This window comes from Ewingella americana (assembly GCF_006438725.1).
Classification (GTDB): Bacteria; Pseudomonadota; Gammaproteobacteria; order Enterobacterales; family Enterobacteriaceae; genus Ewingella; species Ewingella americana_A.
Genome location: NZ_RCZD01000001.1, coordinates 287585 through 311389, shown reverse-complemented (window position 1 = coordinate 311389; position 23805 = coordinate 287585). Strand labels below are relative to the sequence as shown.

Annotated in this window: 19 protein-coding genes; 7 read left to right on the top strand and 12 right to left on the bottom strand. The window is 50.0% G+C overall.

Features of this window, described 5'->3' with window-relative positions; translation table 11 throughout:
* The first annotated feature begins 81 nt into the window (after positions 1-81).
* Both EAH77_RS01355 and EAH77_RS01350 read left to right on the top strand, forming a co-directional pair.
* Positions 82-1722: a Na/Pi cotransporter family protein gene (locus EAH77_RS01355; protein WP_140470010.1), complete on the top strand. Its 1641-nt coding sequence runs from the start codon at positions 82-84 to the stop codon at positions 1720-1722.
* Positions 1722-2069, top strand: coding sequence for an SLOG family protein (locus EAH77_RS01350; RefSeq protein WP_140470009.1), 348 nt, complete (start codon positions 1722-1724; stop codon positions 2067-2069). The genes EAH77_RS01355 and EAH77_RS01350 overlap by 1 nt, the downstream gene beginning before the upstream one ends.
* 7 nt (positions 2070-2076) lie before the next feature.
* Here EAH77_RS01350 and EAH77_RS01345 read toward each other — a convergent pair whose 3' ends face one another.
* From EAH77_RS01345 to EAH77_RS01335, 3 genes are all read right to left on the bottom strand, one after another.
* Complete coding sequence (locus tag EAH77_RS01345; protein WP_140470008.1) at positions 2077-2982, bottom strand: manganese-dependent inorganic pyrophosphatase; 906 nt, start codon at positions 2980-2982, stop codon at positions 2077-2079.
* A gap of 76 nt (positions 2983-3058) precedes the next feature.
* Positions 3059-4276, bottom strand: a complete 1218-nt coding sequence (locus EAH77_RS01340; RefSeq protein WP_140470007.1) for a sensor histidine kinase — start codon at positions 4274-4276, stop codon at positions 3059-3061.
* Positions 4277-4278: 2 nt separating this feature from the next.
* Positions 4279-4968, bottom strand: a complete 690-nt coding sequence (locus EAH77_RS01335; protein ID WP_140470006.1) for a response regulator — start codon at positions 4966-4968, stop codon at positions 4279-4281.
* Between the two features lie 151 nt (positions 4969-5119).
* On the opposite strand from EAH77_RS01335, the gene EAH77_RS01330 reads away from it, so the two are divergent.
* Positions 5120-5893, top strand: coding sequence for a MipA/OmpV family protein (locus EAH77_RS01330; protein WP_431306743.1), 774 nt, complete (start codon positions 5120-5122; stop codon positions 5891-5893).
* A gap of 39 nt (positions 5894-5932) precedes the next feature.
* Here EAH77_RS01330 and EAH77_RS01325 read toward each other — a convergent pair whose 3' ends face one another.
* The 5 genes from EAH77_RS01325 to EAH77_RS01305 form a co-directional block, all read right to left on the bottom strand.
* Positions 5933-6631 (bottom strand): DUF2461 domain-containing protein, encoded by a 699-nt coding sequence (locus EAH77_RS01325; protein WP_140470004.1) that lies wholly within the window; start codon positions 6629-6631, stop codon positions 5933-5935.
* Between the two features lie 139 nt (positions 6632-6770).
* The gene (locus tag EAH77_RS01320; protein ID WP_140470003.1) at positions 6771-7940 is read right to left on the bottom strand and encodes a fimbrial protein; all 1170 of its coding nucleotides are present in this window, start codon (positions 7938-7940) and stop codon (positions 6771-6773) included.
* 12 nt (positions 7941-7952) lie between these two features.
* Positions 7953-8675, bottom strand: a complete 723-nt coding sequence (locus EAH77_RS01315) for a fimbrial biogenesis chaperone (protein WP_241673370.1) — start codon at positions 8673-8675, stop codon at positions 7953-7955.
* 12 nt (positions 8676-8687) lie between these two features.
* Positions 8688-11216, bottom strand: coding sequence for a fimbria/pilus outer membrane usher protein (locus EAH77_RS01310; protein WP_140470001.1), 2529 nt, complete (start codon positions 11214-11216; stop codon positions 8688-8690).
* 91 nt (positions 11217-11307) lie between these two features.
* Positions 11308-11853 (bottom strand): fimbrial protein, encoded by a 546-nt coding sequence (locus EAH77_RS01305; protein WP_140470000.1) that lies wholly within the window; start codon positions 11851-11853, stop codon positions 11308-11310.
* A gap of 539 nt (positions 11854-12392) precedes the next feature.
* On the opposite strand from EAH77_RS01305, the gene EAH77_RS01300 reads away from it, so the two are divergent.
* A complete protein-coding gene (locus tag EAH77_RS01300) occupies positions 12393-13325 on the top strand; it encodes a LysR family transcriptional regulator (protein ID WP_140469999.1) in 933 nt (310 codons plus the stop codon).
* A gap of 117 nt (positions 13326-13442) precedes the next feature.
* On the opposite strand, the gene EAH77_RS01295 is transcribed toward EAH77_RS01300, so the two are convergent.
* Positions 13443-14348 (bottom strand): LysR family transcriptional regulator, encoded by a 906-nt coding sequence (locus EAH77_RS01295; protein ID WP_140469998.1) that lies wholly within the window; start codon positions 14346-14348, stop codon positions 13443-13445.
* Positions 14349-15074: 726 nt separating this feature from the next.
* On the opposite strand from EAH77_RS01295, the gene EAH77_RS01290 reads away from it, so the two are divergent.
* From EAH77_RS01290 to EAH77_RS01280, 3 genes are all read left to right on the top strand, one after another.
* Positions 15075-16466, top strand: coding sequence for a diaminobutyrate--2-oxoglutarate transaminase (locus tag EAH77_RS01290; RefSeq protein WP_140470340.1), 1392 nt, complete (start codon positions 15075-15077; stop codon positions 16464-16466).
* A gap of 9 nt (positions 16467-16475) precedes the next feature.
* Complete coding sequence (locus EAH77_RS01285) at positions 16476-17948, top strand: pyridoxal phosphate-dependent decarboxylase family protein (protein WP_140469997.1); 1473 nt, start codon at positions 16476-16478, stop codon at positions 17946-17948.
* 487 nt (positions 17949-18435) lie between these two features.
* Positions 18436-20208 carry a sensor domain-containing diguanylate cyclase gene (locus EAH77_RS01280; RefSeq protein WP_140469996.1) on the top strand — a complete coding sequence of 591 codons (1773 nt, stop codon included), beginning with the start codon at positions 18436-18438 and terminating at the stop codon, positions 20206-20208.
* A gap of 21 nt (positions 20209-20229) precedes the next feature.
* On the opposite strand, the gene EAH77_RS01275 is transcribed toward EAH77_RS01280, so the two are convergent.
* The 3 genes from EAH77_RS01275 to EAH77_RS01265 form a co-directional block, all read right to left on the bottom strand.
* The gene (locus EAH77_RS01275; RefSeq protein ID WP_140469995.1) at positions 20230-20772 is read right to left on the bottom strand and encodes a chorismate mutase; all 543 of its coding nucleotides are present in this window, start codon (positions 20770-20772) and stop codon (positions 20230-20232) included.
* A gap of 196 nt (positions 20773-20968) precedes the next feature.
* A complete protein-coding gene (locus tag EAH77_RS01270) occupies positions 20969-22624 on the bottom strand; it encodes a methyl-accepting chemotaxis protein (RefSeq protein WP_140469994.1) in 1656 nt (551 codons plus the stop codon).
* A gap of 467 nt (positions 22625-23091) precedes the next feature.
* The gene (locus EAH77_RS01265; RefSeq protein WP_140470339.1) at positions 23092-23802 is read right to left on the bottom strand and encodes a GGDEF domain-containing protein; all 711 of its coding nucleotides are present in this window, start codon (positions 23800-23802) and stop codon (positions 23092-23094) included.
* Between the last annotated feature and the right edge of the window lie 3 nt (positions 23803-23805).

Genomic DNA, 23805 nt, shown 5'->3' with positions numbered 1-23805 from the left:
ACCGTATCGCGGCACCTGCTTTTAATACGATGAATCATCAAGTCGCTTTACCCGTACAACCCTGAATAAGGGGGAATTATCATGTCTGGAACTACCCTGTTAATTAACCTCGCGGGTGCCATTGCGCTGTTGCTGTGGGGAAGTCATATGATTTCTACCGCGCTACAACGCGGGTTTGGCACGCCATTGCGCCACTGGATGGGGCGTCACCTGAATAACCGCTGGATGGCGCTGCTGTCCGGTATTGGCATTACCGGTATTCTGCAAAGCAGCACGGCGGTGAGCCTGATGGCAACGTCGTTTACGGCGGCAGGAACGCTCAGTCTGGCGCCTGCACTGGCGGTGATGCTCGGGGCTAACATCGGTTCCACGCTGGTGGTGCAACTGATGAGTTTCAATACCGCCCTCGCCATTCCTCTGCTCATAATGGTTGGCTTTGTTATCTTCAAATTGCGCGATAATTCCAGCTTTGAAAGCGCCGGTTGCGCCATGATTGGCCTCGGACTGATGCTGCTGGCGCTCAGCCTGCTCAGTGCGACGCTGGGCCATATTGAATCCACCCCCGTTTTTCATGCAGTGATGCAGGGGCTGGAGGGCGATACCCTGATTGCGCTGATGGTGGCGGTGATGCTCACCCTGATTTGCCACTCCAGCGTGGCAGTGATTTTGCTGATTGCCTCACTGGCGGCCACCGGCGTCATGACGCCTGCCACGGCGATGGTGCTGGTGCTGGGGGCTAATATCGGTGGCGCGTTACCGCCGGTACTGAATGCCGGTTCGCCGGTCGCCCGCCGTCTGCCGATCGGCAATCTGATGGTGCGCGTGCTGGGCGCGGTGCTGGCGATGGCGCTGTTGCCATGGCTGACGCAGACGGCGGCCAAAACAGCGCTGACCACGCCGCAGCTGGTGGTTTGGTTCCATACCGCTTTCAGCGCGGTGCTGGCGCTGATGTTCATCTGGCTGACCGGCCCGCTGGCGCGACTGCTGGAGCGGATGTTTGTTGAGAAAGAGCGGGTCGGTGACCCTGGGATGCCACTGTATCTGGATGAAGCAGGGCTGAACGTTGCCTACCTCGGGCTCTCCAATTCGGTGCGTGAATCGCTGCGGGCGGCGGATATGTTAGCGATGATGCTCGATCGGTTGTGCGTATTGTTTGAAACGCTGGAGCAACGCACCGCGGACGAAATCCGCCAGGTTGATCAGTCATTGGATCTGCTCAGTGCCGCCATTCGCGCCTATCTGGCTGACCTCGGTCAGGACGGCCTGAGCGACACCGATGCGGACCGCGCACAGGAGATCCTGATGTTCGTGATTAACGTGGAACACGCGGGGGATATTCTCTCCAGCAGCCTGACCCAACTGGCGACCCGCCGCGCACGCCGGGGTGAACTGTTTAACCCCTTCGAACAGAACCACATCCGCCTGTTGCACTGGGAAATCCTCACCAGCCTGCGTTTGGCGATCAGCGCCTTTCTGGGGGAAGATCTGTATGCCGCGCATCAGTTGGTGAACCGCAAAGAGGTTATCCGCCAACTGGAGGCCTCGGCCAGCCGCGAGCATTTCAAAAAGCTGCGGGAGGATAAAAATGCCTGGGCTGAATCTGGGGATATTTTCCAGCGGGTACTGCGGGATTACCGCCGGGTACATCACCATATTGCTGCCGTCGCCTATCCGGTTATTGACCGGCTGGGTGAAGACATACGGCTTCAGGAATCCGTGTAATGAGAGTTTTAATCTGCGCCGGGCGCTTTTATGCCGATGCAAAAAGCATGACCCGGATATTGGATCTCTATTCACAGTTGCATCAGATACAGGTGGTGATCCACGGTGGGCATCAGTGTTCGGGAGGGGTAATAGAGCGTTGGGCCAGGGACGCGGACCTTCATGTAGTGCGCTACCCGGCCAACTGGGCGATGCACGGCAAATACGCGGAGCTGCGCCGTAATCTGTTTATGCTCGAAGACAGCAAGCCCGATGCAATACTGGCTTTCCCCGGCGGCGAAGATACAGCGGACTGTATCCGACAGGCGAAGAAAGCCGGTATTACGGTGGTTGAGGTGGATCTTTAGGCGGCGGTTACGCGCCCTGACGTTTTTCCAGCGTCGTCGTCAGCCACGGCAACACCTCTTTCTTGCGGCTGAGCATACCCGGCAGCGAGATGGAGACGGCGTCAAACAGCGTATTTTGCGAGAAGTAGATCACCGAATTTTTGGTGCGGATGTCGGTAATGATCAGCGCAAACAGGTCCAGCGTGCTTTCGCTGCACTGGCTGTCCATCGCGGCAATCAGCTGTGGCAAGAGCGCGTCGGTCTGGGTAAAGCTGCTGACTTCGATTTGCGCCAGCAGCACGTTCAGATCGGCAATGTGATAATTTTTGGCGTCTTTATTGATAAGCGTCTTCGGGCTCATACCGGCCAGATCGGTCTTCGCCGCCAGCAGACCGCTGATAAAAGTTTCACGGTCCAGTTGGCTGATGGCAAAGAGTTCATCTGCTGCTTTGATATCCACTGGCGTAGTGGTTGGTGAGGTAAGGGCGACGGTATCGCTTAGCAGCGCGCCGAGCATCAGCGTGGCCTGAGACGCCGTGATCGTCTGATCGGTTTCGCGGGTGATCAACTGCCACAGCAAGGTGGCACAGCTGCCCAGCGGCTGAACCCATACTTCGGCCGGGTTGCGGGTAGTGACGGTCCCCAGACGGTGATGATCCACGATGCCGAGAATGTTGCTTTGTGCCAGCGAAGCCGGGCCTTGCTCCATTTCGCTGAAATCCACCAGCCAGACATCTTTATCTTCCACACTTTCTGCCAGTAACGGCGGGGCTTCTACGCCTGCTGCGTGCAGAATGAAGCGGGTTTCCGGGTTTATCTCCCCCAGTCGAAAGGCTTGCGCCGGACGTCCCTGCGCATTAAGCCAGTCAGCGGCAATCAGCGCGCTACAAACGGTGTCGCTGTCAGGATTCAGGTGCCCGAAAACAGATATCATGTTGACCTCAAAAGTGATTATTCAGAGAACCGCGTTCTCCGGCTGCGCGAAGTGTATATCAGAAACCACGATTTCTTTATCGGATGTCTCTGCGTTGGCTAAAGCTGTTGTGTTGGGCGAGTTCTTGTACCGGTAAACTGACCACAAAACACATCCCGTTTTGCGGCCCGTTGGCGGCCTCAAGCGTCCCACCGTGTGCCTCACAGATGGCCCGTGCGATGGACAAACCCAGACCGCTGCCCCCGGAGTTTCTGGCCCGCGAGGTTTCAGCCCGTGAAAAACGTTCAAAAATCTGCGTGAGAAAAAGATTATCGACGCCTGGGCCGTGATCGCTAAACGTAATGTTTACTGTTTTGACCTGCTGTACCACGGCGATCTCAAGCACTTTGCCTTCTCTGGCGTAGCGCAGCGCGTTATCCATCAAAATAGAAATCACCTGGCCCATCCGGTAGGGATCCGCATGACAATTTGCCGTGTTCTGCCGCGTAAAAACGATAGTGAAATCGGTATCTTCCGTGCGGGGTTTCATCCAGGCGACACGTTCATCCAGTAGATCATTCAAATCAAAGGGGGTTTTATCCAGGGTCAGTTTTCCGGCGGTGGCCAGCGAGAGCAAATGCAGGTCATCAATCAAACGGTTCAACTGATACAACTGGCGCATCACGATACTGATCTGATGGCTATCCGCCGGGAATACGCCGTCCATCATGCCCTGTAAACGCCCGATAGCCGCTGTCAGTGGTGAGCGAAGTTCGTGGGCCATGGCGGCATTGGAGTCACGCAGTTCATTTTCGTAACGTTCAAGCTGAGCCGTCATCGAGTTAAAGTCTTCGGCCAACTGGGTCAACTCATTGGGTGCTTGTTTTTCTATTCCCGCACGCTTAGAGAATTCACCGCGCGCGACCGCTTTTGCTGCCATGGCGATCTGGCTAAATTGGTTGGAAAGAGGGCGTGCGGCCTTCAGACCCAAAATGACGATCAGCGGAATCGCCACCAGAACCAGTATAGCCAGCATCAGCCAGTCACTGGAGGAGATGGACGGGTCGGTGGCTTTTTCACCAAAATAGGTGTCGATGATACTGTGATAGCGCGCTGTATTTTCTGACGGGTTTTGGCTCAGTTGTGCAAACTCCTGGCGGACCTGCGGGGACATGCTGTCAACGGCGTAAAAATACCACACCGCATAACGCAACCACATACAGAAGGCGATGAGAATGACGGTGCCGATCGCCAGGGAAAGGATGCGTACACAGATCCAGCGCCAAAGAGAGATGTGCGTAGATGTTTTCTTCATGATTATCTGAACCTGTAACCAATGGCGCGCACGGTCAGCAAGACGCCAGTGATACCCTGCAACTCCAACTTCTTACGTAAATTATAGACGTGAGTATCGACGACACGCTCAAGCGCTTCGCTGTCTGGCAAGCACGCCTCAAGCAGCTCCTGGCGTGAGAAGGCTTTGTGAGGCGCGCGCAATAAGGTGGCGAGCAGCGTAAATTCTGTGGCGGTGAGATCCAGCGTCAAGGGTGATTGCCCGGGGTTTTGTACCTTGGTGGTGAAAGCGTCAAGATCCAGCGTCAACGTTTCGTGGATCAGTAAGGTCGCCGGGGCATTTTGCTTGCGGCTGCGCCGAAGCACCGCGTGCACCCGTGCTACCACTTCACGGGGGTTATAGGGTTTGACGACATAGTCATCAGCACCGTAGCGCAGTGCACCAATTTTGTCCGGCTCATCCCCCATGGCGGTCACCATGATGACCGGTACATCACTTCTTTTGCGCAGGGCAGACAGCAGGTCGGTGCCATTCATTCCCGGTAGCATGACATCCAGCAGGATTAAGTGTGGTTTCCAGCTAAGTGCTGTTTCAAGACCCTGAATTCCGTTCCCGGCAATGGCAACGTTAAAATTATCCCTTAAAAGATAGGCCTCAAGAACATTGGCGGCATCCATATCATCTTCAATAACCAGAATGCGTTCGTTAACCATATTTATTCTCTTGATGAAATCTTGATAAATTACACAACGGAAATTGATGTTTCCTCTTCATTCTTGCTCTTAACCGCGGTCACAATGATCGTGTTGTGTAGCAAAAAATAAAAGAATTTGGAGAGCTGTAAGAATGAAGAACTCTTTAATATTGTCAATATCAATTATCACAACGGGGTGTTTACAATTTTCGGCTCAGGCGGCGGACGGCGGTTTTTGGGGCGATCATACGGATGTTTCATTAGGTGCGGGGGCAGTTAATAAACCGCGATACAGCGGGTCATCACAGACGACCTGGGGGGCGGTACCCTTGGTGCAGGTCCACCGTGGGGCGATGTTTATTGATTCGACGAAAGGGATTGGCTACGACCTGCCGATAGCCGGTGGGTTGTATCTCGAGCACTCACTGGGCTATGGGACTGGCCGGACAGAAAGTGATTCTTCATGGCGTGACGGGTCTAAAAAACTCAAAGGGATGGGCAATATCAAAGGGGTGCTCAATACCTCATTGACTTTGGGGTATCAATTTTCGCCACGTCTGGCGGTTGAAGCCATGACCACGCTGCCTTTAACCGACAGCCAGGGCGTACGTTATCAGGGTTCAATAAAAGGTGTTCTCTGGCAGGGAAATAAAGACGAGGTCGATCTGCAAGGTGATTTATTATTCGGCGATCATCGTAATAATAATCTTTTTTATGGGGTTTCAGCACAGCAAAGCAAAAATACATCATTCAATGAATATAACGCTGCAGGGGGATTATATGCGCAATCCGCGACGTTAAGCTGGAGCCATCAATTTACTGCCTCATGGAGTACGTTGGCCGCAGTGGACTATACGTTATTGACAGATAAAGCGGATAAAAGCCAGATTGTCGATAAGCGTTCTTCTTTTAATACCACGTTGGCCGTCTTATATACGTTTTAAGAGGCAAGCAGACCGCGCGGGATCACCCCGCGCAGTTCATCAAAACGGCAGTTGGTTTTTCTTCATTGCTTCAATTTTCATCAGCATGTGGTAAAGCGGGGCGATTTTTTGGAAATCTTTGCTCAGAATGCTCACCAGTCGATCAGAGAACAGCGTGTCCATGTCCATATGGCTGCTTATTAATGCAAAGGACTTTTTGTTGTACCAGGCTGCCAGTTCCGGGGCTTGATCTTTAACCAGCGGGCGTTTGTAACTGTCCCCCTCAAGGGTAAAATTGGGTTCGATGCATTTTGCTATCTTAAGAAAGCCTGTCGGGTCACGCAATAATTGCTGACGGAACAGGTCCATGGTGGTTTTGGACGCGCTGTAGTAGCCCAGACCATAACGCCACCAGTCCTGACCAAATTCAAAAAAGTAGGTCGGTGCGTCGGTCCAGTTTTTACGTGATCGTTTAAAGGTGATCCAGATATTGCTGCGATATATTGATTTATCATGGGAAAAACGCGTGTCCCGGTGCATTCTGGAGATGGTTTTGCCAATCGCCGGGCGCAGTTCAAACAGGTCATCAATGATCTGCATATCCTGGCTTAAATCTGTCACCAGTGTACGAACGGGCTCGAGCAACTGCTGTTGATAGATATCGCGATGCTCCTCAAACCACTCTTTATTATTATTCTGGCTGAGCTGCAGTAAGAAAGTCAGACCAGATTGAGTAAAACCGGTAAATGCTCCCATGATGCTCCCTGTTGCATGACAAAACCTGTTGGCTGTACGGGTCGGTTAACTGTGTATTAATACAGTATCAACGAAGCGGCGCGAGAGATCAAAGGAAGAAGGCCTCGCTGGAGGCAGAAAGTCAGCGGAGGCCCTGTGGTGATCAGTAATAGGAGATCGTGACATTGGCTTTGGCGGTGAATTTACCGGTGAAATCTTTATTGTTGGCGTCAGTGATATCAGCGGCTGTCTGCACAATGGCGGCCTGAAAAGAGGCCGTGTTTTTACCCTGTTGGCCAATACCTATATTCTGTTTCACGCCCATATGCACAGTTTGCCCCTGGCTGTCATACATTTCGACTGCGATGCCATTCAGCGCTTTGCCATCAGCAGGGTTATGAGCGACCAGCATGTTACGGCCTTTAAGGATCGAGTTGGCATCCTCAAAAGTAAGTTCCACATTATTGGTGTAGCTGCTGCAAGTGAAATCCATTCCAAAGCGGGTCAGTGGGCCAGTCACAGGGTAACTTTCTCCGCTGCTTTTACGGATACTGCCTAGCTCGACGGCCTGGTGTTTATCGTCGAGTTTGCATGACGGTGCAGCAATATAGACGCCCGAGCCTAAAGGTACGTCGACGGTGGCAATTCCGCTCATTCCATCAATAGTGAAGGTTAAATGTGAACCTGCGGGAATGACAGCTTCTGAACCGTACTCCATCCAGCCAAACTTGATAAGCTCAGCGCGCATGGATTCAATGGCGAAATTGTATTTGGTATCGTATTTAAACAACGACTTATCAGTATTATATTGAGCGCCAAACTGGACAAGCGTGGTGTCATCTTTACCATTAATGATCGGATATTCCACACCAAGGCGCTTGCCCGTCGGCATTTTCGCCGGGGGATAACTGTTCGCCAGTGTTTCTTCATTAATCGACACGGCCTTGATGTACATCTTCATTTTGATGCCGTTGTTGGTGGTTTGGGCTTCACCTGTCCAGTCCAGCGCACGGTCATTAATGGCGCTGAGACTGAGAGAAATCATGCCATCAAATGCAGCCGGGGCGGTAAAGTCCTGGCCATCAGAGGTACAAGTCAGGCGCATATTGGGCAGGAACTGGGCGTAATCCAATGACAACACCACGGTATAATCGGGTGTGTTTTGGTCTGCGGCGATAGGGTTTTCGCGGGTGTAGGGAGAGAAGGGCATGGCTCCCCCGGAGTCGATGTCACAATGTAAAACCCCAGCCTGGCTGAAGCCTGGGGATAAGCCGATCAGCATCAGGGCTGCACCAGGCAGTAAGGTTCTGATTGGCAGAGACGGTTTTCTCATGGTGATAATCCGTTAAAAGGTCAGTTGCTGATGCTGAACCGATGAGTCGCCACCGAAGTCATTGATAACAGAATAATTCAGGACACCTGATTTGCCTGCCACACCGGTAGGTAACGCGTAACGTGCCTCACCTTTGGCCGGAACCATGTCATTTTTACCGGCTACGGGGACTGTTTTACCCGCGACCATCACGGAAAGTTCAGCCAGGCTGGCGTAATATTCGGTCGGGTTGTTCGCTTTCAGCCAGGTTTCCCCCCCTTCATTGACCACCTGCCACTGCAATTTATTAAGGGTGTCAGTCGGTTTCTCCGCCAAACTGGTTGGGCGAATAAAGACTTTCAGACGTGTGCGTACCGCAATCTGCAACTGGTTTTCTTTGCTTTTGCTGACTGGCGGTATTTCCTGGATCCACAACCAATAGACGGACTCGCGGTCCTGGGGGATTTTGCCAGGAACAACCACCATGCGCAGTTTGCCTTCACGGCCCGCACTGATTTTAAATAACGGCGGTGTCAGAATAAAAGGCAGGTTTTTATCGTTGCCTTTCAGATCTTCCAACCAGGACTGAACCAGGTAATCCTGAGTTTTATTGTCATTCAGTAACTTGATGGAGGTCTCTTTATCACTCTCCAGCGCAACAATCCGGGTCAATGCCGGGCGTACTGCGGCACTGGCCGCATTGGAGAATAATAAGGCGCTCACCATTACGGATACGGCAATTTTATGAAATTTCATCATTTTCTCTGTTTAGCGACAAACCGCATTAACTTGTTGATACCACGGGTCTGACGGACCTTTAGTGACCGGTAATTCGAACTGGCATTGGGTGTCATTCTCCAGTGTCACGTGCAGTGTCGTGTCGCCTTCGGCCAGGATGCCGTTGAGATACAACAATCCGTTATCGGCGACCATGCCGACCTGTTCTTTCCCTTGCCATGCACTTGCCCCGAAAGGGGCTGGCTTGCCGTCGGGCAGTGATAGCATCACTATCGCGCGGCGGCCGACTTTGGTTTGGAAGCGACGAACGACTACCGCACCGTGGGTGGGGATCACGTTTTCCCCACCGTCAATCAGTTCTACATTATCCGCCGCGTAACGCGTATCCAACGACAACGCGTTGTCCCGGTAGGGTGAAATTGACGGTACTACGGCACGTCCCCACCGGTTGGTGGATACGCCTGGCTGGCCTTCCACTCTGATATTTTTTGCGCCAGGCGTTTCGATGATGGCGATGGTATCCCCCATCTGCTGGGATAACACCACGCCGTGGTTATATGCCACGATCCCCCCGGAAATCCCCGCCGAATACTGGTTGCTACCCTGGCTGGCACTGGCGCTGGCATTCATATTGGCCATGCTGTTGCGATAGGCCACCGACGCCGACGGCGAGTAACCACTGCTGTCATGCTGTGCCGACAGGGCGTAATTCATCGCGCTATCCAGTTCAGTTCCGGATACCGTCGCCATCTGTGCATCACCAGAATGATTACTGCTGGTCGTGCTGAATGAGAGATTGCGGCTACGTCTTTCGCCCATATCCAGCGGTACGGAAAAATTCAACGACAGCTGCCGGTCTGGGCTATTTCCTGAGAAAGAGTCGTCCCCGGTATTGGCCTGATAGCTATAGTTCATGCTGACATTGACTGCCCGTATATTGAAACTGTAGCCGAGGGTTAACGAGGTGTTTGCTACGCTCGAATCATAATAAGTATCGCGCTGTAATGTCAGATAGCCGTTGCCGAAATGACCTAATCCCTGATTTACCGTGGCCTGAACTTCATTTTTACGGTGATGATGACTGTTATCGTTACCCCAGCGCCACCCGGCATATTCGGGGAAATCCATAAAGTCAGCACTTTGATAGCGAAACCCCATCAGCTGTAATGATGTATCGGTGACATCAAAACGTCGCGCGTAAAGCAGGCGCAGCGCCCGGCCACTGTCACCCACGTTCCGGGCGGCTGTCTGGTCAGCGTCATCGGGGCGGACCTCTGCAACGGATTGATGACGTTCCAGTGCCCAGTCAAGGGAAACACTGCCGAGGGAACCCAGATTGAATGCGCTGCTCAGGGCCATGGACTGATAGCCCTCGCCGGTGACCACTAAGTCGCTCAGGGTGAGTTTGTCCCAGCCATATTGCAGGCTACCTTGCGCGACTAAGGGTTGATAGAACAGCCCGTTATCACGATAACGGCCACCGCTCAGGCTGTAGCGCCAGGTGCCGGGTCTGAGCATGTTCGGCAAAGAGGTGTAGGGCACCGTAAACTGCTGTTGGCTGCCGTCACTTTCTTCTACTGTTACGGCCAAATCAGCGCCAATCTGGCCATTCGTCAGGTCGGTGATGGCAAAGCTGCCGGGTGATACGGTCTTGCTGTAAATAATGTTGCCACGCTGGCGGATCACCACCCGGGCATTACTTCGCGCCACGCCGCGGATGACCGGTGAATAGCTAAAGGTGCCTGATGGCAGCATCTGGTTGTTGGTTTCCAGCGTCATACCGCGAACGGGTAAAATCCCCAAAACGTCACTTGAGGTATTGGCATACACATCCCCGACGGTAAACCGTGAAACCAGTGAGGCCAGGTCTCGTTCGGCATAAGCGCGGTCATGATTTTGCTCCCAGCCTGTGTCAGATTTATTGAAAGTATCGAAACTGTAGAAACGCCAACTACCGAGATTAAGACCGGAGTTCAGGCTAAGATACGCCGTATCGCTGCCTGACGAATCTGAATTGGAACCATGGTTATCTGTATGATAAACATAGCCGGAATAGCTCATGCGCAGTGCATTGACGCCGTTATCCCATAACGACGGGTCAATCATTTCACTCTGGCTGGCGACGTTCATCGCAGCTTGCGGTGCCGAGATCAGCAATTGCTGCATCGCGTCATCGTATTGAATTTTGGCGTCAGGCCATTTGGATAACAGGTCATAGCACACTTCATTACCGGCTTTTGTCAGCTCTTCAAGATGATGATCCAGACCCAACTGATGCAATAATGCTTGTGTTAAACAAGGAGAGGCACTGTTGCTTTCTTTAAGCGTAATAAACTCGACTTTTGTTTTAAATAACGTGTGTCCATTTAAAACAATATCCGCTGTTTTAATTCCGGGAGTGACGTCTTTGGGATGATAAAATTGTTGAGGAATAACCTGTGTATCTTTGCGCAAAAAATCCACGTCAAAGGCCGCCTCGCCATTGTCTGGTGCTGGCTGGTTTTCCGTTGCATAGGAGGGGAGACTAAAAAAAGCAGGCGAAAAAATGAAAGTTTTCATTATTAAGGATAAATGATTTCTGTTCACAGATGGCCTGCTTTTTATTAATAATTAATAAACATTGAAAATGTTAAAAATATTTTCGGCAATGTCAGTTATATGTAATATCAATAAAAGTCTTGGCGCTCACTTTACCGGCAGTTACAGCGGGTGTTGTACTATTCGCTTTATAGGCAACTTTAAACTTCAATGCGTTGTCACCTTCAACCAGTGCCTGAGCATTAGACGGTGTACCCCCGTTGATATCAACCAGCGTAGTCCCGTTACTTTCCAAAATAGCGACGCCAACACCTGTTGCCGGGGTCGCTGTCGCGATGTTGCTTAAAATGGAGTTATCCGCGCTGTCAGGCGACCCGCTAAATGCCACCTGGGCATTTTTGATCGTGGTGATATTGCATTCTTTCAGATCAATGGTGAAATCCTGCATGCCCGCATAACCGCTGTTTTCTGTGAAGGACTGAGGTGTCACATTGGACAGCGTCATTATTTCGCCAGTCGTGGTTGTGCCGTTGTTAAAACCTTTCAGGCTACAAGAGGCTGCCGTCACTTCACCATTGAAAGTAATGTCACCATCAGAGGCAAATGAGGACACAGGGGAAAGGCAGACAGTCATTAATGCTAACGTTTTTATTTTCATAAACCACCTTAAAAATGATTTGATTAATTTCGTGTTGATAGTCAGGTCTAATAATCCAGCTTGCCCATCATTAAAGTGGGATTATATCCATAACGGAATATATTTATGCTTAAATCATTTTTAAGCATTGCTTATGTTAATTATTTTGGTGATAAGATAATTTTTTATAAAATATATTGGGTTTATTGTTTTAAATCTAAATCTTTGACATTAACAACTCAGAGGGATAACGACGCTAAAATATTGCAGCTGCATTTCTGGTTTATTACTTGATATGATAAATACTATCAGGTAGAAATCTTCTACCTATACTCTCGTGCGGATGAGGGGTATCTACGGTTACCGTTCGCATGTAGCAGCTTATCGGATTAAAAGTAATACAAAAGTATTTCGTTGTTAGATGACTGATTTCAAAGAGTAAATCTTCAGAGCGTTTAAAGTGATGCTCGATTTCTTCTGCTATAATTATCAAAAATACGTTATTACCTTTAAGTTTCATCAGGGTTTAATAGAAAACATCAATCAAATCAGGCGATTAAATGTCAAACAATTCACTTATCGCGAGTATCGCAAAAATCAAAGGTTTCGATTTAAACCTGTTGCTGAATTTCGAGGCCATTTTCATTCACAAGAGTGTCTCCAAGGCCGCTGCGTTGTTAAGTGTCAGCCCTTCAGCCGTGAGTCAGTCACTGAGCAGGCTTCGTAGCTATTTTGCCGATCCATTATTTATTCGTGAAGGTAAGGGGCTGGTCGCCACGACGGTTGCTGAGAATTTGCACATTCATCTGAGTGACGGTTTTAGTCAACTGATTAACAGCCTCGACTATTTTTCGGACACAAGTACAAAAAGCAAATTTGTTATACACTCCACACCCTATGCGGCAATGCGTTTACTGCCAGACATTTGTGCCAAAATCCTGGAGGATCAGCTAAATTGTGAAATTAGCCATATAAACTCGGATGCGCTTATTGACTCTGTCGAGGATGTTTTGATTTACCGCAAAGCGGATATTATTTTTGATAGCAAACCGTATTACAACTTCTCAACGGTAACTGAAGTCTATTTGACTGAATACCCTGTACCCGTATGCCGTAAGGAGCACCCGCGGCTGGGGACCAGGTTGAGGGCGGAGGATATTAATCATGAGAGTTTTACTTTTTTGAACGCGGGTTCTGAAGGCGTAAAACGCATGCAAAATGGCATTTTAGATTTCTTCGGACATCGTGACTTTTTCTTTAGCAGCAGTTCAATTATTGCTAATACTTCCATTATTGAGAAGTCTAATGTGGTTGGATTTATTCCACGATGGTTCGCCGAGAAGTTTAGTCACAGTTTCAATATTAAAATTCTTGAATGTGATTTCGTCCCTGAGCCAGTTCCTTTATATATGACCTACAATAAAAGTTCGCTGAAAAACCCAAGTTTTGTGGCGTTGTTGAAAATAATGAATACGCTAAAAGAACTCGTGTAGCATTTTTGCGATTATAGAAAAACAACAGGTTAATCTCGGTGCTTTTTCTGGCCGGGTTCTCATGTGGGTCCACGCATTTAAATGACTTATTATTGTTGAGACGATAATATAATTTCCTTAGCGCATCTTTTCCATCTTCTTAAGAAGAATGCTTTTGTATTTGGATTTTTTCAACTCTTTCAAATAGCTCATATAGAGACTGGGTTTTTTGAATCCAAGGTTAAAGTTATAGTTTAATGATTTAACATTGAATGAAGCGCGCAACTTGAGATAAATATTCTGCGGCAAGGTGCAGATCATATCGCTGACTTCGACAACGGCAAGTAGATCCAAATAGTAGTGGCTGCAAAAACCAATTATTTTATCTTCATTATGAATGTGTTGACTGTAATCACTTTTTCTCTCGTGGCTTGACGGGGTTTCTAACACTGCGTGAGTTTCCTGAGTATACTCTTTCAGGCTAATTGAATGAGAAAGACGTGGGTGATTGTTATAACAAACAATACAATATTCTTCCTTGAACAGTCTTCTGAAAAATATATCAGGGTGGTCAACAGGAGTATAATCGAAAATAATATCTACTGCATTGTCTATCAGAAGTTTGGTGTGGTCTTTCCTTGACATGGGTAAGTCAATGTGTTTCATGGAAATGAGCGGTAACTCTTGAATAAGCTGAAATGCCAAAGGGATCACATTCGTTGCAATATGCGGCGAACATGAAATAAGCAGCTGATTTTGATCACTATCAATGATCTGTAATTCATTCGTGATATTACTTTTTTGCAGGTTATGCTGTATTTCCCGATGTAAAATTCTGGCGAATTCAGTGGGCTCAAGAACATTTTTTTTGCGAATGAATAGAGGGTCTGAATATAGCTCCCTTAATTTCTTCATCGCCATACTGACTCTTGATGGCGTCATATTGAGTGATATTGCTGCTTCTGTCATGCTTCTGCGCTTCATTACCACATCAAAAATGTGTAAACGATCCAAAAAAGTCCTATTGTTTTTGTCATGCTCCATGACGAATATCCTTATTCTGGTGGTTTTGTGGCCTTTATATTCTTACAACCTAAATATTTTCCTATATCACCAGTAATTTACTGAACAGGCTAACGTATTACCCAATAAGAAGCGTTAATTGCGTACATAATTTTAACTCAGGTGGGTTCATTCGTCTGTAACTATGGATTAATAATTACATACGGATTATTTAACCATAACTAATGTTGTTGATGTTCAGCAGGGTCACGGAAGATGCTGGTCCAACCCGATATGTTTTTGTCATGGATACTGTCTGGGTAGTTTGTCGGTACGTGGGGCATAATTTCGGTTTGGTGAGATGGCCGACGCATGCCCGCTGATGATCAATTTCTCCGTTGTTCATCGTCCGGGCGATGCATCTTCCAGCGACAAGGCATTTTGCCCGGTATTGCGGGATCTGTTGCAGCCAGCCTGGTGACTTTTTTCGCCGGGAAGTCCCCGTGCAGCAGCCTTTTCTTCGCGGGTAATTGCATGATTCGACCACTATTAATGACTACGTAACACGCCGTTGGTAGCATGATCGCTCGTTAAATCAGCAACATATTGATTCGTATGAAAAACAGTAAACAATTCCATACAAAATAAATTATTGAGGTGGGGGCAAAAAAGCCATATATTGGCCGCGATTTTCTCATGGTAGTTACTTTTTTAATTCAATTATTCAACTTCGGTGTTAGCGATAACCCCAGTTGTAGGAGAGATATGATGACGGATAAAGTCCGTATTGATAATTTAGGTGCGAATTCATTACATGGAAACAATGAAACCTATTTGGCGAGACAAGCTGAATTTGAATCGAATGTTAGGAGTTATCCACGCAAGTTGCCGTTAGCCATTGCGAAAGCCCAGGGCGTTTGGATCACCGACGTTGAGAATAATCAATATCTTGACTGCCTTGCTGGTGCGGGAACGCTGGCGCTTGGACATAACCATCCTGACGTGCTGCAAAGCATCCAAAATGTCATTACCAGCGGCTTGCCGTTACATACACTGGATCTGACAACCCCGTTGAAAGATCAGTTCTCTGAATATTTGCTTTCTATATTGCCAGGACAGGGTAAAGAGTATTGCCTGCAATTCACCGGGCCATCGGGCGCCGATGCGGTTGAAGCTGCGCTGAAACTGGCAAAAAAATACACCGGCCGCTCCGGCATCATCAGCTTCTCAGGCGGCTATCACGGTATGACGCATGGCGCGCTGGCAGTGACAGGTAACCTGTCACCGAAAGAAGCCGTCAACGGTATGATGCCTGAAGTCCAGTTTATGCCTTACCCGCACCTATACCGCTGCCCGCTGGGCATTGGTGGTGAAGCGGGCGTCAAAGCATTGACCTATTACTTCGAAAATTTGATTAATGACGTCGAAAGTGGTGTGCGCAAACCTGCTGCGGTCATTCTCGAAGCCGTTCAGGGTGAAGGCGGTGTTAACCCTGCACCGGTTGAATGGTTGCAGCGTATCCGCAAAGTGACTCAGGAACACGGTATTCTGTTGATCATTGATGAGGTTCAGGCTGGCTTCTGCCGTACGGGTAAATTGTTCGCCTTCGAACATGCGGGTATTGAGCCTGACATCATCGTCATGTCCAAAGCGATCGGCGGTGGTTTACCGCTGGCGGTATTGGGTATTAAGAAACAGTTTGATGCCTGGGCACCTGGCCACCATACCGGGACATTCCGCGGTAACCAACTGGCGATGGCAACCGGCCTGACCACCCTGCAACATCTTAAAGATCACAATATTGCTGACAAAGTGGCTGTTCAGGGCGAATGGCTGAAAGGCAAGCTGGCTGAGCTGCAAAAACGTTATCCGGTCATAGGTAATGTGCGTGGTCTTGGCCTAATGATCGGCATTGAGATGGTTAAACCAAATGAAGCGCAGGATCACATGGGTTGCTACCCGGCTGATGGCGAGTTGTCCGCACTGTTGCAGAAAAAATGCTTCGAAGCAGGGCTGATTCTGGAACGTGGCGGCCGTAATGGTTGCGTTCTGCGCCTGCTGCCTTCCTTGCTGATCACTAACGATGAGCTGGGTATTTTCCTGGATAAGTTTGAGCAGGCGCTGTTAGGCGCTGGCCTTAAACCTGTCTCAGTGGAGTAAACGATCGCGATGTCCGAGTTAAACCCGATTCTGGCAGCCTCAGTGCAAAGCACTGAGGCTTACCAGCAGGCGATTGCACAAAGTAGCGAAGCTGTCGTGCAGTGGCTGCAACAACCTGAGATGTATCAGGGTAAAACCGTTGCTGAATTGCGTGAACGCATAACGCTTGATTTTAATCCGCAGGGGCTGGGCAACCAGGCCGCGATTGAACGCGCGATTGAGTACTTTTTAAAAGACAGCCTGTCGGTGCATCACCCACAGTGCGTCGCGCATTTGCATTGCCCGAGCCTGGTGATAAGCCAGGCCGCTGAAGTGTTGATTAACGCCACCAACCAGAGCATGGACTCCTGGGATCAAAGTCCGTCAGCCACCATCATCGAGATGAAACTGATTGAATGGCTGCGTACTCAGGTCGGCTATCAGGCTGGCGATGCAGGCGTGTTCACCAGCGGTGGCACCCAGAGTAACCTGATGGGGCTGATGTTGGCGCGCGACGCTTTCTTCGCCCGTCAGGGACACTCTATCCAGCAAGACGGTCTGGTGGGTAACCTGAGAAAGATGAAAGTCTTTTGTTCTGAAAATGCGCATTTCTCGGTGCAGAAGAACATGGCGTTACTTGGACTGGGTTATCAGTCGGTCACGTTGGTGAAAACCGATCAGTTTGCCCGTATGGACGTAAGCGATTTAGCCGCGAAACTGGCACAGGCGCAAGCCAACGGTGAACAGATTCTGGCGATCGTTGCGACCGCAGGTACCACCGATGCGGGTGCTATCGATCCGCTGCGTGCGATTGCCGAGCTTGCAGCAGAGCATCAGATCTGGGTGCACGTGGATGCAGCATGGGGCGGCGCGTTGTTGTTGTCTGAGAAATACCGTGACTATCTGGATGGGATTGAGTTAGTCGACTCCATTACACTGGATTTCCACAAGCAGTTCTTCCAGACCATTAGCTGCGGCGCGTTCCTGCTGAAAGAAGCGCGCCACTATGAGCTGATGCGTTACCAGGCGGCATACCTGAACTCCGAATTTGATGAAGCGCAGGGCGTACCGAATCTGGTGTCTAAATCCTTGCAAACCACCCGCCGTTTCGATGCGTTGAAACTGTGGATGGGCCTGGAGGCGTTAGGGCAGAAGCAGTACGCTGAAATCATCGATCACGGTGTGACCCTGGCGCAGGACGTCGCGAAATACGTTACTGAACAGGCGTCGCTGGAATTGGTGATGCGGCCGCAGCTGGCGAGCGTATTGTTCCGCTACCGTCCCGAGTCGTTGGCGGCGAGCAGCGATGCGACCATCGGGTTGCTGAACCAGAAGATCGGCGATGCATTGCTGGAGTCTGGTCGTGCCAACGTCGGTGTTACCGAGCACAGCGGTGTCACCTGTCTGAAACTGACGTTGCTTAACCCAACGGTCAGCCTGGAGGATATTAAAGTCCTGCTGGCACTGGTCGAGAGCACTGCGCAGCCGTTACTGAACGCTTAACTGCCCGTTCTGCACCCACCCGCAGCGAAAGAGCCGATACCATTTCATGGTTATCGGCTTTTTTATTGTTTTGCATTCCGGTACTGACCGTTAATGACGCATCCATATCAGCGTGTTTAGTCTCTGAGAGCCTCGACAGCACCCACATGACGAATCACCACAGATTTTACGCTAGTCTCAATTCGCTCAATAATTGCGCTGCGCGGACCCTCTTGTGCCTGTTTAGGCGAAACGAATAGCAATAAAATAAACCCATGTTCAATGAGTTAGACATTCCATCGTCGCCCTTGTCGGTATTGATAAACATACGCCGTTGGCGGGTCAGATTTATTGGATTGTCGCCGTGATTTGCACAGCGGCATCCCTTTCACAGATCAATAATTAAAATGCGTGCGTCCCTCAAGAAAACAGTCAAATTGACGATAAGTCTATTAGGTATCATTCGATACTGTCACTTCGGAACCTTACTGCCGGAGTAGGAGCATAGATGTTAATTAACCTGACGGGCGATGAATTGTTACGGCATGAAGCTATTGCCGCGCTGAAGGCTCCAGATGAAAGCAGGGATGATGTTCTCGAGAAATTTGTGATGCTGGCAGGTAAGGCGCTGAATATTCCTGGCAGTTTTATTTCCGTGATTGACGACCGACATCAGTACGTCAGGGCGGCGCATAACTTTGATCTTCGCCAGTCATTAAGAGAGGACTCATTTTGCCGCTACGTTGTGGACAACAGCGAAGCAATAGTCGTCTCTGACACCTATCTTGATGACCGTTTTTCGTCAAATCCGCTGACCCGTGGCGCACCGTATATCCGTTTTTATGCGGGTGTGCCGCTGCAAAACCGCGAGGGTATTATCCTTGGCACACTTTGCGTGACTGACACCACACCTCACGTATTCCCCGAGGAGAAGCTCCAAACGCTAAAGCTGCTGGCCAGTCTGGTGATGTCTTTCCTTGAAATCTGGCATTCGGCAGGGTTTACGGATGCGGCTACGGGACTGCCCAACCGACAGCGAATTATTCGTGAGCTGCAACTGCTGCAAACCGACGAGATCAGTGACGCTTATTGCCTGGTCATTATCGACTGCGTTGCGATACAACGCTTGTATGAACTGGCCCGCTCAATGGGGATGGCGCCGGTCGAGAGTTTACTGAAAGCGATGGCGTCCCTGCTCAGGGAGAGGCTGAACATGTCGACAGAACAGTTACTGTATACGGTGGCTGTCGGTCGCTACGCTATCCTTGCGCCCACCCACCAGTCCATGACGGCGGCGCAAATCAGCGCAAGGTTAGAGGGCGCCAGTGCAACGCTCGAAGGCGGGGTCTCCGTGCGTCTGGAGGTGCATACCGGCGAAGTATGCTTCACGCCATCTGAGTACTCCGCGCAGGAGATACTCCGTCGCGCCTTAAGCGCGCTGCATGAAGCCATTAACCTGAAAGTACCCTCCTGCAAATTTGATGAGACGACGGACGCCCAACGTAACAGTGATTTCCGCTTAATGAACGAACTGGCGACGGCATTGCAGGATATCCAGGGACTCTATCTGGTTTACCAGCCTAAGGTGTGTCTGTTGACTAACCAGCCGGTGGGCCTTGAAGCGCTTATCCGCTGGCGTCACCCCGATCGCGGTGAACTGTCTCCTTGCCATTTTTTACCTCTCGCGGAACAAACCAATTTGATGGCCGCACTGACAGACTGGGTGGTAGATGATGCTATCCGTCAGATGAAAATATGGACCGGCACGCCTTTTGCCCTGCCGGTCTCGATAAACGTCAGTGCCAGTGATGTCTCGCGCAAAGGTTTTGCTGAATCCCTTGAGAGGAAAATGCGCGAAGCAAACCTGGCGGCAAAAATGCTGGGCATTGAGTGCCTCGAAACGGAAGAAATCACCGAAGATACCGATGCGCTGAGCGGTCTGAATAGGTTAAAGCAATTTGGTTTTGTCATTTCACTGGACGATTTTGGCGCAGGCTACAGCAACATTAATTACCTCCGCCGGATGCCGCTGGATACGATTAAGCTCGACAGGGCACTCATCACCGCCTTGCTGACGGACATGGACAGCCAAATCATTGTGAACAGTACCATCCAGATGTTGAAGAACCTGAAGTATACCGTGGTCGCCGAGGGCGTAGAGAACGCCGAAACGGTCGCAATCCTGCAAGACTATGGTTGTGACCAGGTTCAGGGGTTCTTCTACTCCAGACCCCTCGAACCTGCTGCGCTCGAAAAATGGCTGACAATCAGGCGCACCTGAACAGGCGGCAGTTATCGGCATCTAGGTGCGGCGTTTTATCGCCGCCATCGTGTCAACCAGCCGATGTTTGTCCGCGTTACTTAATTGCGGCGCAGTCAGTTCGCTCACCATCGCCGACTTATCCGCCTCACTTAGCCCCCCCACCAGTAAGCGCTGACTGATCGAATGCAGTATGACGTTGTCCTGGTCAGAAATAATCTTCCTAACCTCATCCAGGTCTCTGGCCCGCCAGTCTTTTTCGGGCCGGGATAACCAGTCAGCGAGATAACGGTATTGAATGGCTTTCGCGACATCCATCTGAGCCTGAATAAAAGGCACCACCGACTGGGGTTCAAGGCCGGCTGCCGTGGCTTCCTCCCTGGCTAAAGACATCACTTTCTGCTCCCGGACGAGGTCCTCTACCGGTAAATGATGCTCCGCCTTATAACCTGCGACATCTTTCATCACCAGCAGGCGCTGGTTCATGGCCGACGAAAGTGAGGGCAGCGAAACAGCCGCTACCGCGTTGGTGAAAACAGATTCAACCATAAATAATGACGACAGAAACAATACGATATAGCGCATGTGGCCTCCTCCTTTGGGGGGTAAGAAAAAGACAGCATACAAAATAAATAATACCGGAGTGTTACAATCTGCAAGTCTGAGGGAGGATGTAATGTTCATGCGATGATGGCTAACGCGTTGTGTTAACGCAGCAATTTGTGTGGGGCCCTGCGAGGAAAGTCGTCCTTCTCAGCGATCCTGAGAAGGACGGTGACGATTAGAACTTCGTCCAACCTCCCTGATCGGTGGCTAAGGCCGGGGTTTTACTTCGTGGGACAGGCCTGAGCAGCGGGCTATTGGCCGATGCGGCAGGGCTCTCTTCGACTTTAAACACCGAGACGATTTCAGTCAGCTGACGGGCTTGCTCTTCCAGCGAAGCGGCGGCGGCGGCTGACTGTTGCACCAGGGTGGCATTTTGCTGCGTGACGCTGTCCATTTGCACCACGGCGGTACCAATCTGGCTTATTCCTTTGCTTTGTTCCGTTGAGGCGGAGGCTATCTCACTCATAATGTCATTCACATGACTGACTGAAGTGACAATTTTCTCCATCGCGTCACCTGCGCGGGTGACCTGTTCCGAACCGGACTTAATATTTTCAACCGACTCGTTGATCAATACTCCGATCTCTTTTGCCGCTTGGGCGCTGCGCTGCGCCAGACTGCGAACTTCACTGGCAACCACCGCAAACCCACGGCCCTGTTCACCAGCCCGTGCGGCTTCTACGGCGGCGTTCAAAGCAAGAATGTTGGTTTGAAAAGCAATGCTGTTGATGACCCCAATGATGTCGACGATCTTATGTGAGCTGCCGGTGATTTTGGTCATGGTGACAATGACACCGTTGACAATATCGCCGCCCTGATGGGCTTCCTGGGTTGCATGACCTGCCAGCGTACTTGCCTGACCGGCATTATCAGCATTCTGCTTCACCGTCGAACCGAGTTCTTCCATGCTGGCGGCTGTCTCTTCAAGCGCCGACGCCTGTTCTTCAGTACGTGAAGAGAGATCGGTATTGCCGATGGAGATCTTACTGGCCCCTCTGTAAATAGAATCTGCACTGTTACGAATTTCGCGCACGGTTTTGGCCCAGTTCTCCTGCATTTTGTCGATATACGGGATCAACTGGCCAATACAGTTTTTGCCCTGATCGGCAATTTTGCTGTCAAGTACGCCCACGGCCAGCGCTTCAAGATGCGCTTTCATAATATTTAGAGGCTTAACAAGGAAGTTCGCCAGATAACGGTCGGTGCCCAGCATAATCAGCCCACTAATAATCAATGCGCTGATGAGAATATACTGACACCACGTAACCCAAAGCGTAATTCTTTCATTCGCTTCTGCATTTAATGAAGTGATTTTATTATTATACTTGTCAATGGCTGAGCTGAAATCACGTCTAAGCGGCAGATATTTATCATCTTTAATTTTTTCAAAATCGCCGATTCTTTTTTCTTTTGCTGAGTCAAACAATGGTAACATTGACGTATTATAAAGGTTAAATGAACTATTATAAATATCATCAACTGTTGCGGCATCGAGATTTCCGTGATTAATGGCCTTAAATTGTTCCAGCCCTTTCTTGAGGCTGTCTAACTCGATGGCGGTGGCATTCATTTCAAGGTCATAAATGGCGCTGTTATTTTTATCTAAACTGCTCATAGCACGTTCCAGCGAGGTGATCGCGCGGTAGTACTGTGCATTGGCTCCGTTGATAATATCGCCATTATTCTGCTGAATATTGGTCACACTCAGTTCAAGCTTGAGTTCTTTAAGAGAGTACAAGGCAAAACCCGATGCCCCTGCCCATAATAGTGAGAAAAAGATGAGAATGAGTACGAGTGCCGTTCTTATTTTAATATTCCGCAAAAAGTTCATAATTTGAAACCTCGAGTGGCACATGCATTAAGGTCGTCAATTAAAAAACGTTGAGGGTGCTCTTCTCTGTCAGTTAAAAGGCGATGCTATTTATCGGGATAACATGTCTTCCCATCTTTAGTATCGGATAACTGATTTTTATCTTGAGTCATTTCTTTTTGTTTTGTGCAGTAAGAGAGAGTTCACACGCAAGCCCTGCTTAATGGCAATAAATATTCAATTAGTCTTGCGTTCGTATATTTTCGACGACATTTAAGGTGTGCTACAACGAGGCCCATTACCATCGCAACTTGGGTGACAACGGGCTCGTCGGGCATAGCAGGTTGAAGGGAAGCACCATGCCGGATCCTCTCCCAAAATCCTGCGCCAGTTAAAACCAGAATGCCGACATGATAAACACTGCTTTAAACGGAGGTTGTGTCGATGAGCAAAGTCCCTTTGCCGGTGTAGCGGGGTAATGACGGGATTCACGCGCCGCAGTGAACCCGGTTGCGGCCTCTTCTTTTGGCTTCGTACATTGCCACATCCGCTTCACTGTACAACGCATTGAAACCACCGAGCTGGCCGCCCCAGCTGACGCCCATGCTGACTGTCACTAATTGTTGCGGCAGAGCGGCTAACGGTGAGGCATTGAGTGCCGCATGAATGTAGTACGCCACGATCACTGCCTGCGCCTGTGTATAGCCGGGAAGCAAAATAGTGAACTCCTCGCCGCCAACTCGCCCGATGCTGCCTGCCTCCGGCACGGATTGTGCGATGCGCCGGATAAGCTCGCAGATCACCGCGTCACCGGCCGGATGCCCGTAGCGGTCGTTAATGGCCTTGAAGTGATCGATATCCAGCAAGATCAGCGATGCTTCGCCGTCATGGAGCGCACGATCAATCTGATGGATGATGGCGCTGCGGTTGAATACTTCCGTCAGCGGATCGTGGGTGGCCTCATATTCCAGTTTGATTGCCAACTGCTGTAACTGCTCGTTGAGCCGGTTCAGCTCGCGTTCGGCGCGGTCACTGCGCGAGATCAGGCGGTAAGATTCGCTCATCATCTTTTGATAATGCCCGCTGAGTCTGAATAGCGCCTCGCGATAGGTCTCGGTCTCCAGCCCTCGTTGGCTTGCCAGCTCGCGGGCATGGTGCAAAATGGCATTTTCGGTGATAAACAGCTCATCGAGACTCATCAT

Excerpts from the sequence above, each read along its gene's own strand:
- EAH77_RS01355 (WP_140470010.1), top strand. The coding sequence starts at position 82 with ATGTCTGGAACTACCCTGTTAATTAACCTCGCGGGTGCCATTGCGCTG.
- EAH77_RS01350 (WP_140470009.1), top strand. The coding sequence starts at position 1,722 with ATGAGAGTTTTAATCTGCGCCGGGCGCTTTTATGCCGATGCAAAAAGC.
- EAH77_RS01345 (WP_140470008.1), bottom strand. The coding sequence starts at position 2,982 with ATGATATCTGTTTTCGGGCACCTGAATCCTGACAGCGACACCGTTTGT.
- EAH77_RS01340 (WP_140470007.1), bottom strand. The coding sequence starts at position 4,276 with ATGAAGAAAACATCTACGCACATCTCTCTTTGGCGCTGGATCTGTGTA.
- EAH77_RS01335 (WP_140470006.1), bottom strand. The coding sequence starts at position 4,968 with ATGGTTAACGAACGCATTCTGGTTATTGAAGATGATATGGATGCCGCC.
- EAH77_RS01320 (WP_140470003.1), bottom strand. The coding sequence starts at position 7,940 with ATGAGAAAACCGTCTCTGCCAATCAGAACCTTACTGCCTGGTGCAGCC.
- EAH77_RS01315 (WP_241673370.1), bottom strand. The coding sequence starts at position 8,675 with ATGAAATTTCATAAAATTGCCGTATCCGTAATGGTGAGCGCCTTATTA.
- EAH77_RS01310 (WP_140470001.1), bottom strand. The coding sequence starts at position 11,216 with ATGAAAACTTTCATTTTTTCGCCTGCTTTTTTTAGTCTCCCCTCCTAT.
- EAH77_RS01305 (WP_140470000.1), bottom strand. The coding sequence starts at position 11,853 with ATGAAAATAAAAACGTTAGCATTAATGACTGTCTGCCTTTCCCCTGTG.
- EAH77_RS01300 (WP_140469999.1), top strand. The coding sequence starts at position 12,393 with ATGTCAAACAATTCACTTATCGCGAGTATCGCAAAAATCAAAGGTTTC.
- EAH77_RS01295 (WP_140469998.1), bottom strand. The coding sequence starts at position 14,348 with ATGGAGCATGACAAAAACAATAGGACTTTTTTGGATCGTTTACACATT.
- EAH77_RS01290 (WP_140470340.1), top strand. The coding sequence starts at position 15,075 with ATGACGGATAAAGTCCGTATTGATAATTTAGGTGCGAATTCATTACAT.
- EAH77_RS01285 (WP_140469997.1), top strand. The coding sequence starts at position 16,476 with ATGTCCGAGTTAAACCCGATTCTGGCAGCCTCAGTGCAAAGCACTGAG.
- EAH77_RS01280 (WP_140469996.1), top strand. The coding sequence starts at position 18,436 with ATGTTAATTAACCTGACGGGCGATGAATTGTTACGGCATGAAGCTATT.
- EAH77_RS01275 (WP_140469995.1), bottom strand. The coding sequence starts at position 20,772 with ATGCGCTATATCGTATTGTTTCTGTCGTCATTATTTATGGTTGAATCT.
- EAH77_RS01270 (WP_140469994.1), bottom strand. The coding sequence starts at position 22,624 with ATGAACTTTTTGCGGAATATTAAAATAAGAACGGCACTCGTACTCATT.
- EAH77_RS01265 (WP_140470339.1), bottom strand. The coding sequence starts at position 23,802 with ATGAGTCTCGATGAGCTGTTTATCACCGAAAATGCCATTTTGCACCAT.